Below are 15,443 nucleotides of genomic sequence, written 5' to 3' on the forward strand. Positions count from 1 at the left end.
CAAGACCTGGGACTGTCCGCTCCGAAGGCAGCGCTCGCTAGAGGCGTTCGGCGATAACCTCGGACAGCGACTTGCCGCCAACATCCATCAGGTCGGACACCTGAGTGCGGCACGAGAAACCGTCGGTCATGAAGATGTCGCCGTCCTGGGATTCGCGCAGGGCGGGCAGCAGCATGTTCTCTGCGACGGCCACGGAGACCTCGTAGTGTCCCTGCTCCATACCGAAGTTTCCGGCGAGGCCACAACAGCCGGACATGACCTTGATGTTGGCACCCGCGCCACGCAGCAGCGCCTCATCGGCCTTGTATCCCATCACCGAGTGGTGGTGGCAGTGCGGCTGGACCACAGCGGTGACATCCGACAGGTCGGGAACAGTCCAATCCTCGGGTTTGGTGTCTGGGCTGGTCAACAGTTCTGCAACCGTGTGCGTGGCCTTCGCAATCGCGGCGGCACGCGGGTCGTTGGGAAACAGGTCAACGAGATCGGAGCGCAGCACCGCCGTACAGGATGGCTCCAACCCGACGATCGGGATGCCGTTCACCGCGAACGGTCCGAGCACTGACATCAGGTGTTCCAACTGGCGGCGTGCCCCATCTAACTGGCCGGTCGTGATCCAGGTCAGCCCGCAGCACGCTTCATCTTCGGGGATAACCACGTCGTATCCGGCGGTGGTCAGCACCTTGAGTGCGGACTGCGGAACCGCCGGTGCGAGCGCGTCCGAGAACGAGTCGGTCCACAGCACAACGCGAGGTTTACGGGCCGACTCAGCCGTATCGTCGCCAAGCCCTGCCGTTCCAACGAGCGCAGCGGAACTCTCGCAGAGAGTTCCAGCCGACAATGCTGCCGCTTTACCCTCGCGCTTCCACCATGCGCTGAACGACTGTTCCGCAAACTGTGGGAACGAACGGCGCTGGTCCATGCCACCCACCCACGCTGCGAGCGAGGCGATTGGTTTGAATCCGAGCGCGAAGTTGGAGAGTTTTGGCATCTTCTTGATCAGGCGCAGCCAGCGCGGCAGCCAACCGAGGATGTAGTGCGTGCGCGGACGCAGTTTGCCCTTGTACGAGTGGTAGAGCACCTCGGATTTGTACTGCGCCATGTCCACCCCGGCTGGGCAGTCAGACGAGCATGCCTTACACGAGAGGCACAGGTCCAGCGCCTCGTGGACCTCGGGCGACTTCCAGCCACCCGTCACGAGCGTTCCGTTGGCCATCTCCTGGAGCACGCGAGCACGACCGCGCGTCGAGTCCTTCTCGTCCTTGGTGGCCTGGTAGGACGGGCACATGAAGCCCGAGCCGTTGCTCATGTTGTCGGCGCGACATTTACCCACGCCCACGCAGCGGTGAATCGACTTGGTGAACGAGCCCTCGTCGTGCGCGAACGAGAACCCGCCGTTCGCCACGATGTCACGCGCCGACGGGCGACGCAGGAAGCCGTCGACCGGGTCTGGGTCCACGAGCACGCCCGGGTTGAGCAGGTTCTTCGGGTCGAAGAGGTCCTTGAACTGGCCAAACACCTTGATCGCGTCCTCGGAGTACATGATCGGCAGCAGTTCCGAACGTGCGCGCCCGTCTCCATGCTCGCCGGACAGCGAACCACCATACTTGGCGACGAGGTGGGCGGCATCCGTCATGAAGTTACGCAGCGGCGTACCCGAGTGGTCGATGGGCATATCGATACGCAGGTGCACGCAGCCGTCACCGAAGTGGCCGTACGGCATGCCGTCCACGCCATGCTCCGCCATGAGCGCGTCCAGATCGCGCAGGTATTTGCCCAGTTGGTCCGGCGGAACAGCGGAGTCCTCCCAGCCCGGCCATGCCTGTTCGCCACTCGCGGTGCGTCCCGCAAGCCCCGCGCCGTCGGCGCGGATCTGCCACATCTTGGTGGCGTCCGGCCCTGCCGGATAGATTTTCGACGAGTCGGTGCCGCTGTCCTTCACGATGGCTAGGGCCGCGGCCATTGCCGCTTCGGGGGTTTCTCCTCCAACCTCGATCATGAGCCAGCCGCCACCAGGCGGAAGTTCCGGGACGTTTTGGGCGCCCTTCGCACGGCGCACCACATCGACCAGACGCGCATCAAGGCCCTCGACGGCCAGTGGCTTGTGTTTGAGCATCGCCGGGACCGCATCGGCGGCTTCGGCCATGTCGGGATAGCCGAGTACCACCAGAGTGGGCGCGGAAGCCATCGGGACGAGGCGCAGTTCTGCCTCAAGGATCGACACGAGTGTGCCCTCGGTTCCCGTCAACGCGCGGGCTAGATTGTTGCCGTTCTCAGGCAACAGGTGCTCAAGCGAGTAGCCCGAGACCTGACGTCCAAACCGGCCAAGCTCCGTGCGCAGCAGGGCCATGTTGGTCTTCACAAGTTCTTGGAGGCCATTGATGCGGTCGACACCCTGACCGCCTGGACCAGCGGTGAAACGCCTGCCAAGCCCGTCGATCACGTCGAGGGAGACAACATTGTCTGCGGTCCGGCCATAGGCGACGGCGTGCGGGCCACAGGCGTTGTTACCGATCATTCCGCCGAGCGTGGCACGGTTCTGCGTTGAGGGATCCGGACCGAAACGCAGTCCGTGCGGCGCAGCCTGCTTCTGCAGCGTCGACATGATCGTGCCCGGTTCAACGCGGGCGGTCTGCGCCTCCACGTCGATCTCCAACACCCTGTTCACGTGCCGGGAGAAGTCGATGACCACGCCAGGGCCGATGGAGTTGCCTGCGCAGCTTGTACCTGCTCCACGCGTGGTCAGCGGAACACCGAGATCACGGGTCACGTTGATCGCCGCGAGCGCATCATCCGTTGACTTCGGGATGACCACAACCTGCGGAACCACACGGTAGTTCGATGCGTCCGTGGAGTATTCGGCACGGCGGATCCTGGCGTCCGACACCTCGCCATCCACCGCTTTGCGCAGTGCATAGACGAGTTCGGAGCGCGCTGCCGTGTCCTCAAGGGGGGCGTTGGGGTTCACATCAAGCTGCGTCACACCCGATATTCTCCCATCCTTCACCAGCGTGCGGCGTCAAGTTCCCATCCACCGGAACACCTCAAACGCTTGACGTTCCCACGGGCGAGATATTCAGGTCAAACGGCCCACACCGCTGGGACCGTCCCGCGCCCGGTCAACCCGGCTAGCTCAAACAACGAGCCCTCACCTCGATGGGGCCGAATTGATCCACCTACCCACATAAATAATGCTCACCCGGACCATTTTCGCCCCACTGAACCGCAGTGGCAGGTGAGCCGATGGACCAAGGTGAAGGCTCGTCGCCAATCTAAAAGGACCACCCTCCCCTATTGACTCTGCATCGACCCAAAAGGCGCATGTGCGCCTGGAAAGTTAGGGTGGAAAGGGTGAGCCCACTTTGCGCCCGTGGCGGTTCACTGTTCGCCGCCGATCCCGGCCCACGCTAGAGAGGACCGCTCGACATGTCTCACAGCCCGCGCATCACAGCCTCACTCCTGGTGGCCTCGGCCCTGCTGTTGGTCGGATGCTCCACGGAAGGCAACCCAACGCCACCGGTGACAGTCACCACGGAACCAGAACCGACCGCCACCACGACAGAAGAAGAGCCCGAACCAGAGGAGACGACGCCCACCGGACCGCTCGAACCTGAAGCACTCCTGACCGGGCTGGACGCGCCCTGGTCCATCACGTTCCATGAGGACACCACACTCATCAGCGAACGAGACAGCGCCATAATCCTAGAGGTCACAGAGGCCGATGACACCCGTGAGGTAGGTGTCATCTCAGGTGCGCAGGCTCGCGGCGAGGGCGGGCTGCTGGGCATCGCGGCTCATGCGGATTCGCTGTACGTGTACTACACAACCTCTACCGACAACCGGCTTGATCGCTATCCCCTGACCGGTGATCCCGGCTCCTTGAGCCTTGGTTCGGCGGAGACCCTGCTTGAGGGCATCCCTGCTGCCAATGTCCACAACGGCGGACGCATCGCGTTTGGACCGGACGAGAAACTGTACGTGACCACGGGCGACGCAGGAAACACCAGCACCTCGCAGGACTTGGGCTCCCTCGCCGGAAAGATCCTACGCCTCAATCCCGACGGTTCCGTCCCAGATGACAACCCCTTCGATGACTCGTACGTCTACAGCTACGGCCACCGCAACCCCCAAGGCATAGCGTGGGCTGAGGGTAGCACCATGTACGCGAGCGAGTTCGGGCAAAACACCTGGGATGAACTCAACGAGATTCAGGCCGGTGGGAACTACGGTTGGCCACAGGCCGAGGGCATCGCCGAACACCCCGACTACATCGACCCGCTCCAGCAGTGGGCCACCTCCGAGGCCAGCCCCAGCGGTATCGCCATCTTTGACGGATCGATCTTCATTGCGAACCTGCGCGGCGAACGGCTACGCGAGGTGCCACTGTCGGATCTTTCCAGTTCGACCGAACATTTCGTGGGCGAATACGGGCGCCTGCGCGATGTCGTTGCGGCACCTGACGGAGACCTGTGGTTCCTCACCAACAACACCGATGGGCGTGGCGAGCCCGGTCCAGACGATGACCGTCTCATCAGGTTTAGACCCTGATTTCAGTTGGGACCTAGCCCGGCATGAGTTGTAGTGGCTCATGCTCGGAAGTCTCATCAGCAGGAGTCGCCGGGGCGCACCCACAATCGGTGCCGGAGGATAGGCCGCCGACATACAGCGCAAGGCAGATCGCACCAACAAGCGCGACCACAACTCCGAGCATTCCCTTGGCGCCCACGCGTACGTCCAATCAGATGGCCAGTTGAGTTCTTCCCACTCTATGTTTCAAACCCGTTGGTTCCTACAGCCGCTTCCACATCAAATGTGTCTTCGCCATGGTTACTAGTACCAATTCCCGATTGCCTTCTACCTGCCTGTTCGCCGCTAATGTGGAAGGGGTTTATCAATCTGTTACTAAATTCTTGAACGGTAGCCTGAGGAACGCCTGACCGGTTTTCTTCAGTGCACCGCACGTAGAGGCTCTCTACGCTAAGAACTCAACGATCGGGGCATCCATGAGTAGACGGCACGCACGCATACACAAAACTGCGGTCTGGCCGCTGTTCATGATCATGCTGCTCGTACCGGCATTCATGGTCGGAGCGTTCGCGTTTGTTGAAATCAGTGAACGTTGGATCGCCAACGCCGAGAACGTCGACTTCCCTGGCGGATATGCCGCTGCTCGTCAGCCGTTGTCAACGTCCACAGCCACTGCATCTCGGAATCTTGAACGGCAGCCGCAACCGTCACCCTCAAGTTCACAACCGGATCCCACCGCCCCTACCCTGGCCGAGGGCGTTGACGGGTTGGGTGCATCTGCCGGAGCCGCCGTGGCGGAAAAACAACCAGACCCAGCAGAACCCTCGCCTGAGACGCAGCCCTCTGAAGCGCAGCCAGAGAAAACCAAGGATCCCGCGGAAAAGGAACCCAAGGCAACCACAGCGGCAACGGCAGAGCCAACCCCGGAACAGACCACTGCGCAGGACTCGGTCACCCCTGCGACAACGGTTATCGACACCTCCAGCAAAAGCGCCGTGAAGTCCGCCTACAACAAGATGGTGGCGCAAAACCTCATCACAGAGAAACAACCCACGGTGAGCGAATGCTCAGTTGCCGCGACCTCCTCCGATACGCGCGCGAGAACGCTTGATGCCATCAACTTCTCCCGGGCGCTGGTAGGGCTTTCACCCGTGACGTTCTCGGACGAGTTCAATTCGAAGGCGGAACAGGCTGCTCTAGTTCAAGCATTGCAGGGACATCTGAGCCACACCCCATCGCCGGGTGACTGCAACCTCACAGCCGGGGCGGAAGCCTCTGGACAGTCCAATCTCTCCATGGGCACCCACGGAGCCCGCAATATCCTCGCCTACCTGGAGGACGGTGGCGAACACAATGCCGCAGTGGGCCACCGCAAACACATCCTGAACCCAGGTCAGCAGCAGATGGGTGTCGGATACGCCGGCAACTATGGGGCTCTCTACGTGTTCGGTCCAACCTCGGCCAAGAACCCCACTCCGGAGTGGATCGCCTGGCCAGCCGCTGGTTTCTTCCCCGCCGAGATGGAACCAAATGGTCGCTGGTCATTCACGACAACCGCTGCGACCGCAGATTTCAGCGCTGCCACGGTCACGGTGACCCGTAGATCCACCACGGTAGAAGCAGATGTCATCCATCGGGATGGAAGCGGCGCGCGCTATGGGGATCAGGTTGGCGTCACCTTCACTGTTCCGCAGGACATCATCAGACTCAACAGCGACGGACGGGCCAACGTCACGGTAACGGTTTCCGGCATACGCTCTGGTGGAAAAGAGGTTGCCGCCCAAACCTACACCGTCAAACTGTTCGCGGCACAGTAGCCCTCGCATACAAGGGTCCGGTTCCCTCCCTAGGGAACCGGACCCTTTTGCGCCCAACAAGGTTGCACCCCTGACCAGCAGTGGAACCATACCCTTAAGACCCCTAGCCGTAAATCAGGGGCAGTTCAGGGTGTTACCGGACAGACGTACAAGACCTCCACATTCGAAGATCGAAGCAGCACCATTTCTCCATCCCACGCTCACACGGCAGATCACAACTGCGAGCGCCCCACCAGCTATTCGATCTATGAAAGGTTCACCATGACTTCCCACGTCATCCTGACAAACACGGCGGTCACAGACCACCCCGCAACAATGCCTTCCCCCATTGCGACCGCTCGCGGTTTGAGCAAGACCTACGGTAAGAACAGCGGGCTCGTCCGGGCCCTCGATAACGTTGACGTGGATCTGGCCTCCGGCCAGTTCACCGCCATCATGGGGCCTTCAGGGTCTGGAAAATCGACTCTCATGCACTGCCTGGCAGGTCTTGACACCCCAACGGATGGCACGATCACGCTTGGCGAGCACACCATTACCGGCCTCAAGAACCGGGCGTTGACCAAACTGCGTCGCGAACGGATCGGATTCATCTTCCAGTCGTTCAACTTGATCCCAACCCTCACCGCACGGGAGAACATCACCCTCCCGCTCGACATCGCGCGTAGGCCGCTGGACCGGGAACTGTTTGACAGGGTGGTGCGCACGGTTGGTCTGTCCGACCGGCTCAGCCACCGACCAGCAGAGCTCTCAGGTGGTCAACAGCAGCGTGTCGCGTGTGCGCGCGCACTTGTGGCCAAGCCCGATGTCATCTTTGCCGACGAACCGACGGGGAACCTGGACTCGGCATCGGGGCGCGAGGTGTTGAGTTTCCTACGTTCATCTGTCGATGAGTTGGGCCAGTCGGTAGTCATGGTCACCCACGACCCGGTGGCCGCCTCATACGCACACCGCGTACTGTTCCTTGCAGACGGGAAGATCGTGCACGAGTTGGACGCACCAACACCTGAATCTGTTCTCGCTGTGATGTCCCGGATCGCCGCTCCAGCAGGCGCCAACGACTCGCATGCATCGGACGAGCCAGCCGTCGAGGTAACCGGCGCAGGGGCTGGTGCCTGATCATGTGGAAGATCGCCCTGCGCTCCACGCGCTCTCGATTCTTGAGTTTCTCCGCTGCGATTCTCGCGGTGTTCCTCGGCGTCACCTTTGTGGCAAGCACAATGTCACTACGTGAGGTGCTTGCCACGACATACAACGAGGTCATCGACACAGGAATGGTCGCGGCAGCCTATATCCAGGCCGACGGAGATACCTCCAACATGGTCACCGGAACCGGTGACCCCACCATCCCCCTCTCGCTCAAGGACGACCTTGAGCAACTTCCTGGTGTCGCCGCGGTTGTCCCCGACTTCGTGGGAATGGTGGTGCTCGTCAACAAGGACGGGACTGCAGCAGGAACAGCCAACGGTCCACCGGCGCTCGCATACGCCGCCTATCCCACACCCGCCGATGACATGGTCGCCGGACGGATGCCTCAAGCGGACAACGAGATCGCTTTGATCGACACGACCGCTGAAAAGTCGAAGTACGAGATCGGAGACACCGCAACCGTGCTCGTGAACGGTGAGATCATGACCTTTGACGTCGTGGGGATCATGAGATTCGGTGCCGCGGGTGGCGCCTCGGTAATGATGATGAACCCGCCTTTTGCCGAACACACCTTCGCAGCAGATGGACTGGTGACATCAATTGGCATCTTCTCCGAAGCGCAGGGAGCCGGCACTGAGTTCAAGATGCTTGACCATGGCGCGGAACAAGACTTCATCTCCACACTCAACAGCACGGGTCTCGCGGAGTTGATCGAAGGTGGTACGGGACAAGGGCCCGACCTCACCGTGGTCACTGGAAACGAAGCACGCGACATCGCCAAAGAGGGCGTGACCGAACAGATCGGCTTCATCACCTCGTTCGTGCTCGTGTTCGCGGCGCTCGCGGTTGGCGTGAGCGGATTCGTCATCGCCAACACGTTCGCGATGGTCACCCGCCGCCAGCAGCGTGAGTTCGCGATGCTACGTGCCATTGGCGCCTCATCAACTCACGTGTTCACGGTCGTGTCCGTGCAGGCCATTGTCATTGGAGCGATCGGCTCAGCCCTTGGAATCGGTGCCTCGGCGCTGTTCTTGCAGGCCCTGCCCTCGATCTTCGCATCCATCGGAATGGACATGTCATCCAATGCATCGCTGTCCACCTCGACGGTTCTCATCGGGTTCGCAGTCGGCGTCGGAGTCTCCTTTGCATCAGCGGCGATCTCGGCGCGCCGTGCGGCGCTCATCCCCCCGGTTGAGGCCATGCGCGAGGTGGCGGCGCCCGCACTCAACACCTCTCGGCTACGCACGATCGTCGGAGCTGTGGTGGCGGTGATCGGAGCCGCGGCTGCCACGTCCGCCATCGTCGTTGCACGGGGACAGGACGACATCACCACCTCTGGGCTCTACGGCGTGGGTATCCTTGCCGTGTTCGTGGGCATACTTGTGCTTGCGGCCCCGCTGTCGCGTCCGTTCGTTGCGCTTCTGGCTAAACCGTGGAATCGGCTTGGCCGACCCATCGTGCCACTCGCATCGGGTAACGTGCAGCGCACGCCAAAGCGCACGGCTGCAACTGCGAGCGCCCTCATCGTCGGGGTGACGCTCACAAGCGCTGCGGCAGTGGTGGCAGCCTCGGTCAACGGGGCAATCGGTGATCTGGTGACCAAGGAGATGCAGGCGGATTACATTATCCAGTCCCAGACCTTCCACATCGCCCCGTCAGCGTACGAGGCGTTCAAGGACATTGATGGTGTTGAACAGTTCTCAACCTTCGCCGCGGCCGTCGTGGAAATCGATGAGTTGGCCCCGACGGCGCAGGACTCGAACGCTCAGGCAGCGTTCCCAGGAAGCGAGAAGCAACTCGAGATCGGGGCAACCGAGCCTGAGACCATGGGCACCGCGTGGACTACAAACGTTGTCGCTGGAAGCCTCGATGCGGTTGCTCACGGACAGGCCATCGTGCAGGAGACGACTGCCAAGGACAACGGTTGGGTACTTGGTGACACCCTCACGCTCACGGGAGCCACTGGCACGACCACGGTGGAGATCGGCGGTGTCATCAACTCTGTCGGGCTGGGAATGCCAGTGATCGTGAATCTCGATACGCTGCACGATCTGGTTCCATCTGATCAGGTGCAACTCGCCAACGTCATGCTCACCCTGGCTCCGGGCGCTAATCCTGACCAGGTGCGCGCGGAGATCGTGGAGATCGCCAAGCCGTACCTTGTGCTCTCCGTGTTCGATCAGGATGAGTTCCGTTCGCAACTCACGGGCCAGGTCAATCAGATGCTCGCAGTCATCTATGCACTGCTTGGCCTGACTGTGGCGATCGCGATTCTCGGAATCGTGAACACGCTCGGACTGGGCATCCTTGAACGTACCCGCGAGATCGGCCTGCTTCGGGCGATCGGCCTCTCCGGTTCGCAACTGCACTCCACGATCACGCTCGAATCGGTGCTCATCGCATCGTTCGGCACGCTCGTCGGTCTGGGACTCGGCGTTGGTGTCACGCTCGGTATCCCCACTCTCTTCAAGGACATGGGCTTCACCGAGTTGGTTATCCCGTGGCAGTCACTTGGCGTCATGGTCGTTCTCGCCCTGGTGGTTGGGGTTCTGGCAGCAATCTGGCCTGCAATCCGCGCCAACCGCATCCCGGTGCTGACGGCGATCAGTTCCGACGAGTAGACACCACCCAGCCGTATCCCACGGCACGGTGGGTTCTAGCGATCGATTGCAACCCATCGATGGGCTGTTTTCGTCCGGGTGCACACACTTTGTGTGTGCACCCGGACGTTTTTTGCCCCATCGGTTTCGCAAAGTGAGCCTACGCATCCGCTGCCATATAGGTGGGTGCCGGGACTGAGCGCCGAGACACGGGTAAGGCAATCCAAGACCGCCCTTCTGGGAGGTATCCAGGCGCTGTGCGCCGGGGAGTCGTCGTCAATCAGGAAATGGGGAGGACTGACGTACTAAAACCGCACGACACAGGTCCAAATGTGCCATTTCGGGCACGAAACGAATCTATGATTTGTTACAGGACATCATCACCGCGATGTAGCGCCGATGCACCCCCACTCGCAACACAACTGACCGGCTCGTTTTCATCAAGAAACACACCTGATTGGTCGATAGATAGGGCATGCACAGCACTCAGCCGCTACCCGAGGAGAACGTCGTCAACGGCGCCCCTCTCACTCGTCGCGCCCTGTACGCTGTCCCCAGTACCTCGGCGAGCACGGAGCAAACTCGTCCGCGCCCATATGCAACGTCCCAGTCCGCACAGGAACAGGCTGATAGCCGCCGCTCGCTGCACCGTTCGGTGCGCGAGAGCGCCCGACCGATCTCCACTGAATCGGCTGCAAGCGCGCAGTCGGCTTCATCGGCGCCGCCGACCCGTGCAGTGGCGACCCGCTCATCCGCACCGGACACAGGCGTCTCAGTGGTCTCCGCGCGCCTGCGTCCTCGACCGCACACATCCTCGTTCCCGAGTGTGACAGGGCCGCTGCGTCCCCGCCCGAACACGTCGGCCATTCCCATCGTTGATGGACCTACCCGATCCAGCCAGCGCCGTGCAGCCCAATCACCAGCCGAGACCTCGGAAACCGCCCCGTCTCAACCAGTCCGCGAAACTGAGCAGTCGCGCCAACGTATGCGGCCCCGCCCGCAGCCCAAAGTCTTCAATGTCGAGGACTACGGACCGCTGTCTCCTGAATCTGAAGATCTCACCTCCGCTCAGGCTGAGAAACCACTCGCACTGCGGGAACCGACCCTCGCAGAACTCATGTGGCTCCAGGAGATGCGCTACCACCTGCGCACCCCCAGCGAGCCACCGCTGACTGTCGAGCAACTCAACAAGACCTACAACGACTACTGCTCCGCCTGGACCTCCGTGCCGCGCAAGGAACGCTGGGACCAGTGCTTCGCGGTCACCTCGATCGGCATCGCCATCGGTGACATCATCGCGGAATCGTCCGTGGACTGCCAATGGATGGTCTCGGACACCGACAAGGGGGTCATCTTTGGCGTGCGCGACAGCGCCCGCAAGGCCACCTACTTTCCCGTCGATGCCGTCAACCGCCGCTGGATCGCCGCGAAGCTCGACTGGATTCCAGGGTTCATCCGCAACGCAGTCGGTCACGCACACTAGTTGTCCCCACCTGCAGTCACTCTCCCATTCAGTTTTATTGGCGACGAGTCTAAACCTGCCCCTCCACCTCGCTCTAGTCTGTGATTCGGCTGCGCGCCAAGCGCACAGCACTGGGTGCATACCGGTGCCATCTGGTCGTGTTACTGTCGCACACGACAACGGCTGGGTCGAGAGGTTCCCTCTCGACCCAGCCGTATCGTCGCCTATCAGGGCGTTGGGCGTATATTCAGCGGCTCGATGTTGGACTGAAATCTAGCCCCTCGTCCGCAACCGCAAGAACCTGATAGGTTGCCCCGTTCGTGGCGTTGAACTCCCATACCGGCACCAGGTACGTACCATCGCCCTCGCCGATCTGGGCGACCTTGAGCGTGCCCTTGGTCAGGGTCACGGTCCCGACGCTCCAACTGAACTTCATACCGGGGTTGGGTGCTGGATGCGCCTTTGGGCCTTCCTTCTCACCGACTTCCTCGTACCGATAAAGCTCATAGACCTGCTGGTCCCAGTCCGTCGGATAGTTCATGTTCGAGACGCCAAAGTGTGGATCGTTCAAACGATCGACCGCTTCCTGCTGCGACACAACCTCATATTCTCCAAGGTCCACGAGTTGTGCGAGGGAACCATACACCGAGAACAGTGTGTCGCCGCTAAAATCGAACTCCCAACTACCAGCCCACGATTCGGGGCCAAGTTCGTTGAGGGTCGCACGCACCTTCACTGTCTTGAGTTTCTTCTCACCGCCTGCCGCAGCTTTCTCATCGCCATCTGTTGGGGCCACCGCAGGTTCGATCCATGTCCAGTACTCGTGCTCTGTGGCGTCAAACGTGTAGCGATCCGTGTCTACGCCGAGTTCCGTCATCAGTTCCTTGGCACGTTCCAGGCTTGCCTCAAAGTTAAGGTCCTCCTGCTCTACAAGTTCGTGCTGGGTGCCAAAGTAGAAGCCGCCGGTACCGTCACCTGAGGAATTCAGGTAGGTCGAGTCCGAATCATTGACGTAAAACGAACCCCACTCCTGCTTTGTCGTCCCCTTGACGCCGAAGACCTCCTTCAGCTTCTCGAAGGTCTCCTTCTTGACCGCAGCCCTCTCATCAAAGCCGTATGCAGTTGCGGTTTCACGGGTACTCGACAGACCCTTTCCCTCAAATCGATTGCGGAAAGTGTCACGGAACGGTGCAATGGCAGCATCAGCACTCGCTTGCGCGCCCTCAGTCCGTGCCGTACTCGCGCCATCCATGCCGCTGTAGCTGTCGCGGCCACCTCCTGTCAGCGGCTGCGACGCAGCATGGTCAGTCTCAGCGGCTTCTTCGGTCGCCTCCTCAGGGCCTTCGTTCATTGCGGTGCCACTGGAGTCAAGTTCCACGGTGCCAGCATCCTCAGACATCAAAGTCACATGCTCTGCCCCCGAACTCGACCCGCCAAAGGCGTCAAAGCGCAGACCTCCATTAGCGGCGGCCGTGGCGCCTGCGCCCACGATGAGACTCGTAATGGCAACGCTCGCGGCGATCTGGCCCCATGCCAGTGGGCGGCGCTTGCGAGGATCCAACGGCACGACCTCTGAGATCGCGGCAGTTCCTTGAGACGGGTCGGTGTGCGCAGACTCGGAGCCCGCTGAGACTTTTGGGATCTCTTGGGCTTCCTGACCGTCTAGGGGCGTCTCGACTGCTTGCGGGAAATCGTCGCTCAAGCTCGCCTCCGGCAGCCGCTCTTTCAGGTTGGCGATCAGCGAGGATTCATCGAACGGCAAACCATCGGCTGGGTCTTGGTCAACCAGTCGGTCAAATTCGTTACGTGGTGTCTTGGTCATGGCTACCTACTCAAATTTCTGTAGTGCAGTGGATGAGCAACAGGCTCAAAGTGTGTCAGTGGCTGCGTTGGTGTTCGCGCCAGCATCGGTCGATTCATCGGAGAACAGTTTCGAAAACCGCGCACGCGCCCGGGACAGCGCCACTGCGGCTGCATTGGGGCTGATGTCGAGGGCTTGTGCGATCTGTTCGCTGTTCTGCCCCTCCCACGCCGCCAAGATAAGCACCTTGCGGTCCTTCTCAGAGAGCCGGTAGAACGCCGAACGTAATGCAGCGTCCTCAATCACATAGATTGCTGGATCAGAATCATGGGCTATCTCAGGGAACTCTTCGAGCAGAACCGGTTTACGCTTGCGGTTGTAGTTTGCGATCAAGAAACCTGCGGTCTTGTACAGCCATTGCAGTTCCAAGCCTTCAGGTATCTCATCGCGCTTGCGCCATGCGGTCGCAAAGGTTTCCGCCGTCAGGTCTTCTACCGCATCTGATGAGGTGCGTCGATATATGTACCGTTGCACCAACCTGGCGTAATCGGTGAAAAGGCGGGAAAACCATTCCTCCGTGACGGCCGGACGCAGCGGAACAACATTCGCTGACGTGTCGCCTAACTTGGGCGGTGTCGTGCTACTCATCTTGTGCTCCGTTGGTATTCTTCTTCGCGCGCTGTCCAGCGAGTTCGTATACGTTTGACGGTACTGTACCTGCTGTCCAAAGCGCTCTACACCACGCATATGTATTACCGACCGCTCGACTTACACCATTGAGCCGAGCTTTTGTTCAATCGTCTGGCGGGGAGCCTTGTTCTCTCCATGCCGCAACTCCGAACCGCCCATCCGGTCAGATACCCGCATAGTCCTGTGTACACACAAGAATGGGGCGGTTAGTAGTTCTGACTGCTACTAACCGCCCCGGGGTTCCGCACCCGATCAATTCCCTAACATCATCTCCATGGGAAGCCGCTGTGAACCGTGCAGGGGAAACAGATTCACTGTGGTCGATTGAGTGAGTGCGGAGGACTTTGCCAGGCCCTCCTTGTCTCTAGGCCTGGTTTGGTGTGGTTCGGGCTCTAGTCCTCTCGGGTCTTTCCGTAGTAGTACCTTGTAGCGACTCCAGCGATCCCGAGTGCAACTACAAGGCCCGCTAGGCCGAGAAGGACAGGGTTTGCTCCCGTTTGAGCGAGGCTCGCAACCGCAACCACCTGAACGGGCTCGCGGGATCCTTCGCTCTGCGGTTCCTCAACCGTGATGTCATCCTCGACGACAACGTCGTCATCTACATCGATATCTTCGTTGGTGTATTCACGCCATGAGGTAAATGTTGTTGGTGTCTCGTTAAACGAAGGATCGATAAATCCGTCCCACTCTGCGTCCTCAGGTTCCTCACCCGAACTCGCAGACGGATCGACGCTTCGGTCAGCGGTCACGACTGTTGCAGCGCGTTTCGCGGTGACTGGGCCGCCATAGAGAAAGATTGGCTCTTCCTGATCTGGAGACTCATAGACCGTTGCCGGCCCTAGGACAACTCCCATACCGCTCTCGTCTGCAACCGCGTCGGCTTCGCTCGGCTCTGTGTATGCCCGCGTCTTTGCTTGCAGCGTCTGTTCGTCTTGCGCTACAGCCGCCACGGTTTCCTCCGGGCCAGTCGACGCATCTTTGCCTGACGGTTCCTGTGCAGGTTCGTGCGTCTCGTCTTCTGCGGGGGCTTGTGTCTCGGCGGTGGAAACTGTGGTTCCGGTTAGGCCCTGGTCCTCACCGCTAGTGCTTTCAAGAGCGCTGAATTCGTTTCCCTCATTGAGGATGTCTGAGCCAACCGAGGAGTCTGCAATCACGCTAGTATAGGCGCCTGACGCGTCCTCGACCATGGTTGCGCCTGCCTGCGAAACAAGTGCCACAGGCAACAGTGCAGTGAGCGTTAACACCAATGTGTTTCTCACCAAAGCGCGCGTCGACTTCAACGAATATCAACTTTCCTTATGCACACCCCAAAGATGCGGCCCGTGGGGTGAGGATTTTAATCTGCCTACTTAAGTAAAAACGTTTTACCCGAAACGCGAAATGGTGAGCCTTGCACGGTCCAT

10 protein-coding genes are annotated in these 15,443 nt (G+C 60.5%); 5 read left to right on the forward strand and 5 right to left on the reverse strand.

Going from position 1 to position 15,443, the window contains the following annotated elements:
- Positions 1-37: 37 nt before the first annotated feature.
- Entirely contained in the window at positions 38-2,980 is a 2,943-nt protein-coding gene (locus ACFSYH_RS13310; protein WP_377467607.1) for an FAD-binding and (Fe-S)-binding domain-containing protein, read from the reverse strand.
- A 443-nt stretch (positions 2,981-3,423) separates the two neighbouring features.
- On the opposite strand from ACFSYH_RS13310, the gene ACFSYH_RS13315 reads away from it, so the two are divergent.
- Complete coding sequence (locus ACFSYH_RS13315) at positions 3,424-4,545, forward strand: PQQ-dependent sugar dehydrogenase (RefSeq protein WP_377467609.1); 1,122 nt, start codon at positions 3,424-3,426, stop codon at positions 4,543-4,545.
- A 13-nt stretch (positions 4,546-4,558) separates the two neighbouring features.
- Here the strand turns inward: ACFSYH_RS13315 and ACFSYH_RS13320 are convergent, their stop codons facing one another.
- A complete protein-coding gene (locus tag ACFSYH_RS13320) occupies positions 4,559-4,723 on the reverse strand; it encodes a hypothetical protein (RefSeq protein ID WP_377467611.1) in 165 nt (54 codons plus the stop codon).
- Between the two features lie 277 nt (positions 4,724-5,000).
- Between ACFSYH_RS13320 and ACFSYH_RS13325 the strand changes: the two genes are divergently transcribed.
- From ACFSYH_RS13325 to ACFSYH_RS13340, 4 genes are all read left to right on the forward strand, one after another.
- Positions 5,001-6,341, forward strand: coding sequence for a CAP domain-containing protein (locus ACFSYH_RS13325; protein ID WP_377467613.1), 1,341 nt, complete (start codon positions 5,001-5,003; stop codon positions 6,339-6,341).
- A 261-nt stretch (positions 6,342-6,602) separates the two neighbouring features.
- Positions 6,603-7,457 carry an ABC transporter ATP-binding protein gene (locus tag ACFSYH_RS13330; protein ID WP_377467615.1) on the forward strand — a complete coding sequence of 285 codons (855 nt, stop codon included), beginning with the start codon at positions 6,603-6,605 and terminating at the stop codon, positions 7,455-7,457.
- 2 nt (positions 7,458-7,459) lie between these two features.
- Positions 7,460-10,108, forward strand: a complete 2,649-nt coding sequence (locus tag ACFSYH_RS13335) for an ABC transporter permease (protein WP_377467617.1) — start codon at positions 7,460-7,462, stop codon at positions 10,106-10,108.
- A 454-nt stretch (positions 10,109-10,562) separates the two neighbouring features.
- A complete protein-coding gene (locus ACFSYH_RS13340) occupies positions 10,563-11,570 on the forward strand; it encodes a DUF3806 domain-containing protein (RefSeq protein ID WP_377467619.1) in 1,008 nt (335 codons plus the stop codon).
- A 226-nt stretch (positions 11,571-11,796) separates the two neighbouring features.
- Here ACFSYH_RS13340 and ACFSYH_RS13345 read toward each other — a convergent pair whose 3' ends face one another.
- The 3 genes from ACFSYH_RS13345 to ACFSYH_RS13355 all read right to left on the reverse strand — a co-directional run bounded on the left by ACFSYH_RS13345 (position 11,797) and on the right by ACFSYH_RS13355 (position 15,284).
- Positions 11,797-13,371, reverse strand: coding sequence for a hypothetical protein (locus ACFSYH_RS13345; RefSeq protein WP_377467621.1), 1,575 nt, complete (start codon positions 13,369-13,371; stop codon positions 11,797-11,799).
- 45 nt (positions 13,372-13,416) lie between these two features.
- On the reverse strand, positions 13,417-13,998 hold the full coding sequence (locus ACFSYH_RS13350) for an RNA polymerase sigma factor (protein ID WP_377467624.1): 582 nt from the start codon (positions 13,996-13,998) through the stop codon (positions 13,417-13,419).
- 434 nt (positions 13,999-14,432) lie between these two features.
- Entirely contained in the window at positions 14,433-15,284 is an 852-nt protein-coding gene (locus tag ACFSYH_RS13355; RefSeq protein ID WP_377467626.1) for a hypothetical protein, read from the reverse strand.
- Between the last annotated feature and the right edge of the window lie 159 nt (positions 15,285-15,443).

The organism is Populibacterium corticicola (genome assembly GCF_042683685.1).
GTDB classification, from domain to species: Bacteria; Actinomycetota; Actinomycetes; order Actinomycetales; family Cellulomonadaceae; genus Timonella; species Timonella corticicola.

Coding starts and splice junctions, on each gene's coding strand:
- ACFSYH_RS13315 (WP_377467609.1), top strand. CDS start 3,424: ATGTCTCACAGCCCGCGCATCACAGCCTCACTCCTGGTGGCCTCGGCC.
- ACFSYH_RS13340 (WP_377467619.1), top strand. CDS start 10,563: ATGCACAGCACTCAGCCGCTACCCGAGGAGAACGTCGTCAACGGCGCC.
- ACFSYH_RS13345 (WP_377467621.1), bottom strand. CDS start 13,371: ATGACCAAGACACCACGTAACGAATTTGACCGACTGGTTGACCAAGAC.
- ACFSYH_RS13325 (WP_377467613.1), top strand. CDS start 5,001: ATGAGTAGACGGCACGCACGCATACACAAAACTGCGGTCTGGCCGCTG.
- ACFSYH_RS13350 (WP_377467624.1), bottom strand. CDS start 13,998: ATGAGTAGCACGACACCGCCCAAGTTAGGCGACACGTCAGCGAATGTT.
- ACFSYH_RS13335 (WP_377467617.1), top strand. CDS start 7,460: ATGTGGAAGATCGCCCTGCGCTCCACGCGCTCTCGATTCTTGAGTTTC.
- ACFSYH_RS13330 (WP_377467615.1), top strand. CDS start 6,603: ATGACTTCCCACGTCATCCTGACAAACACGGCGGTCACAGACCACCCC.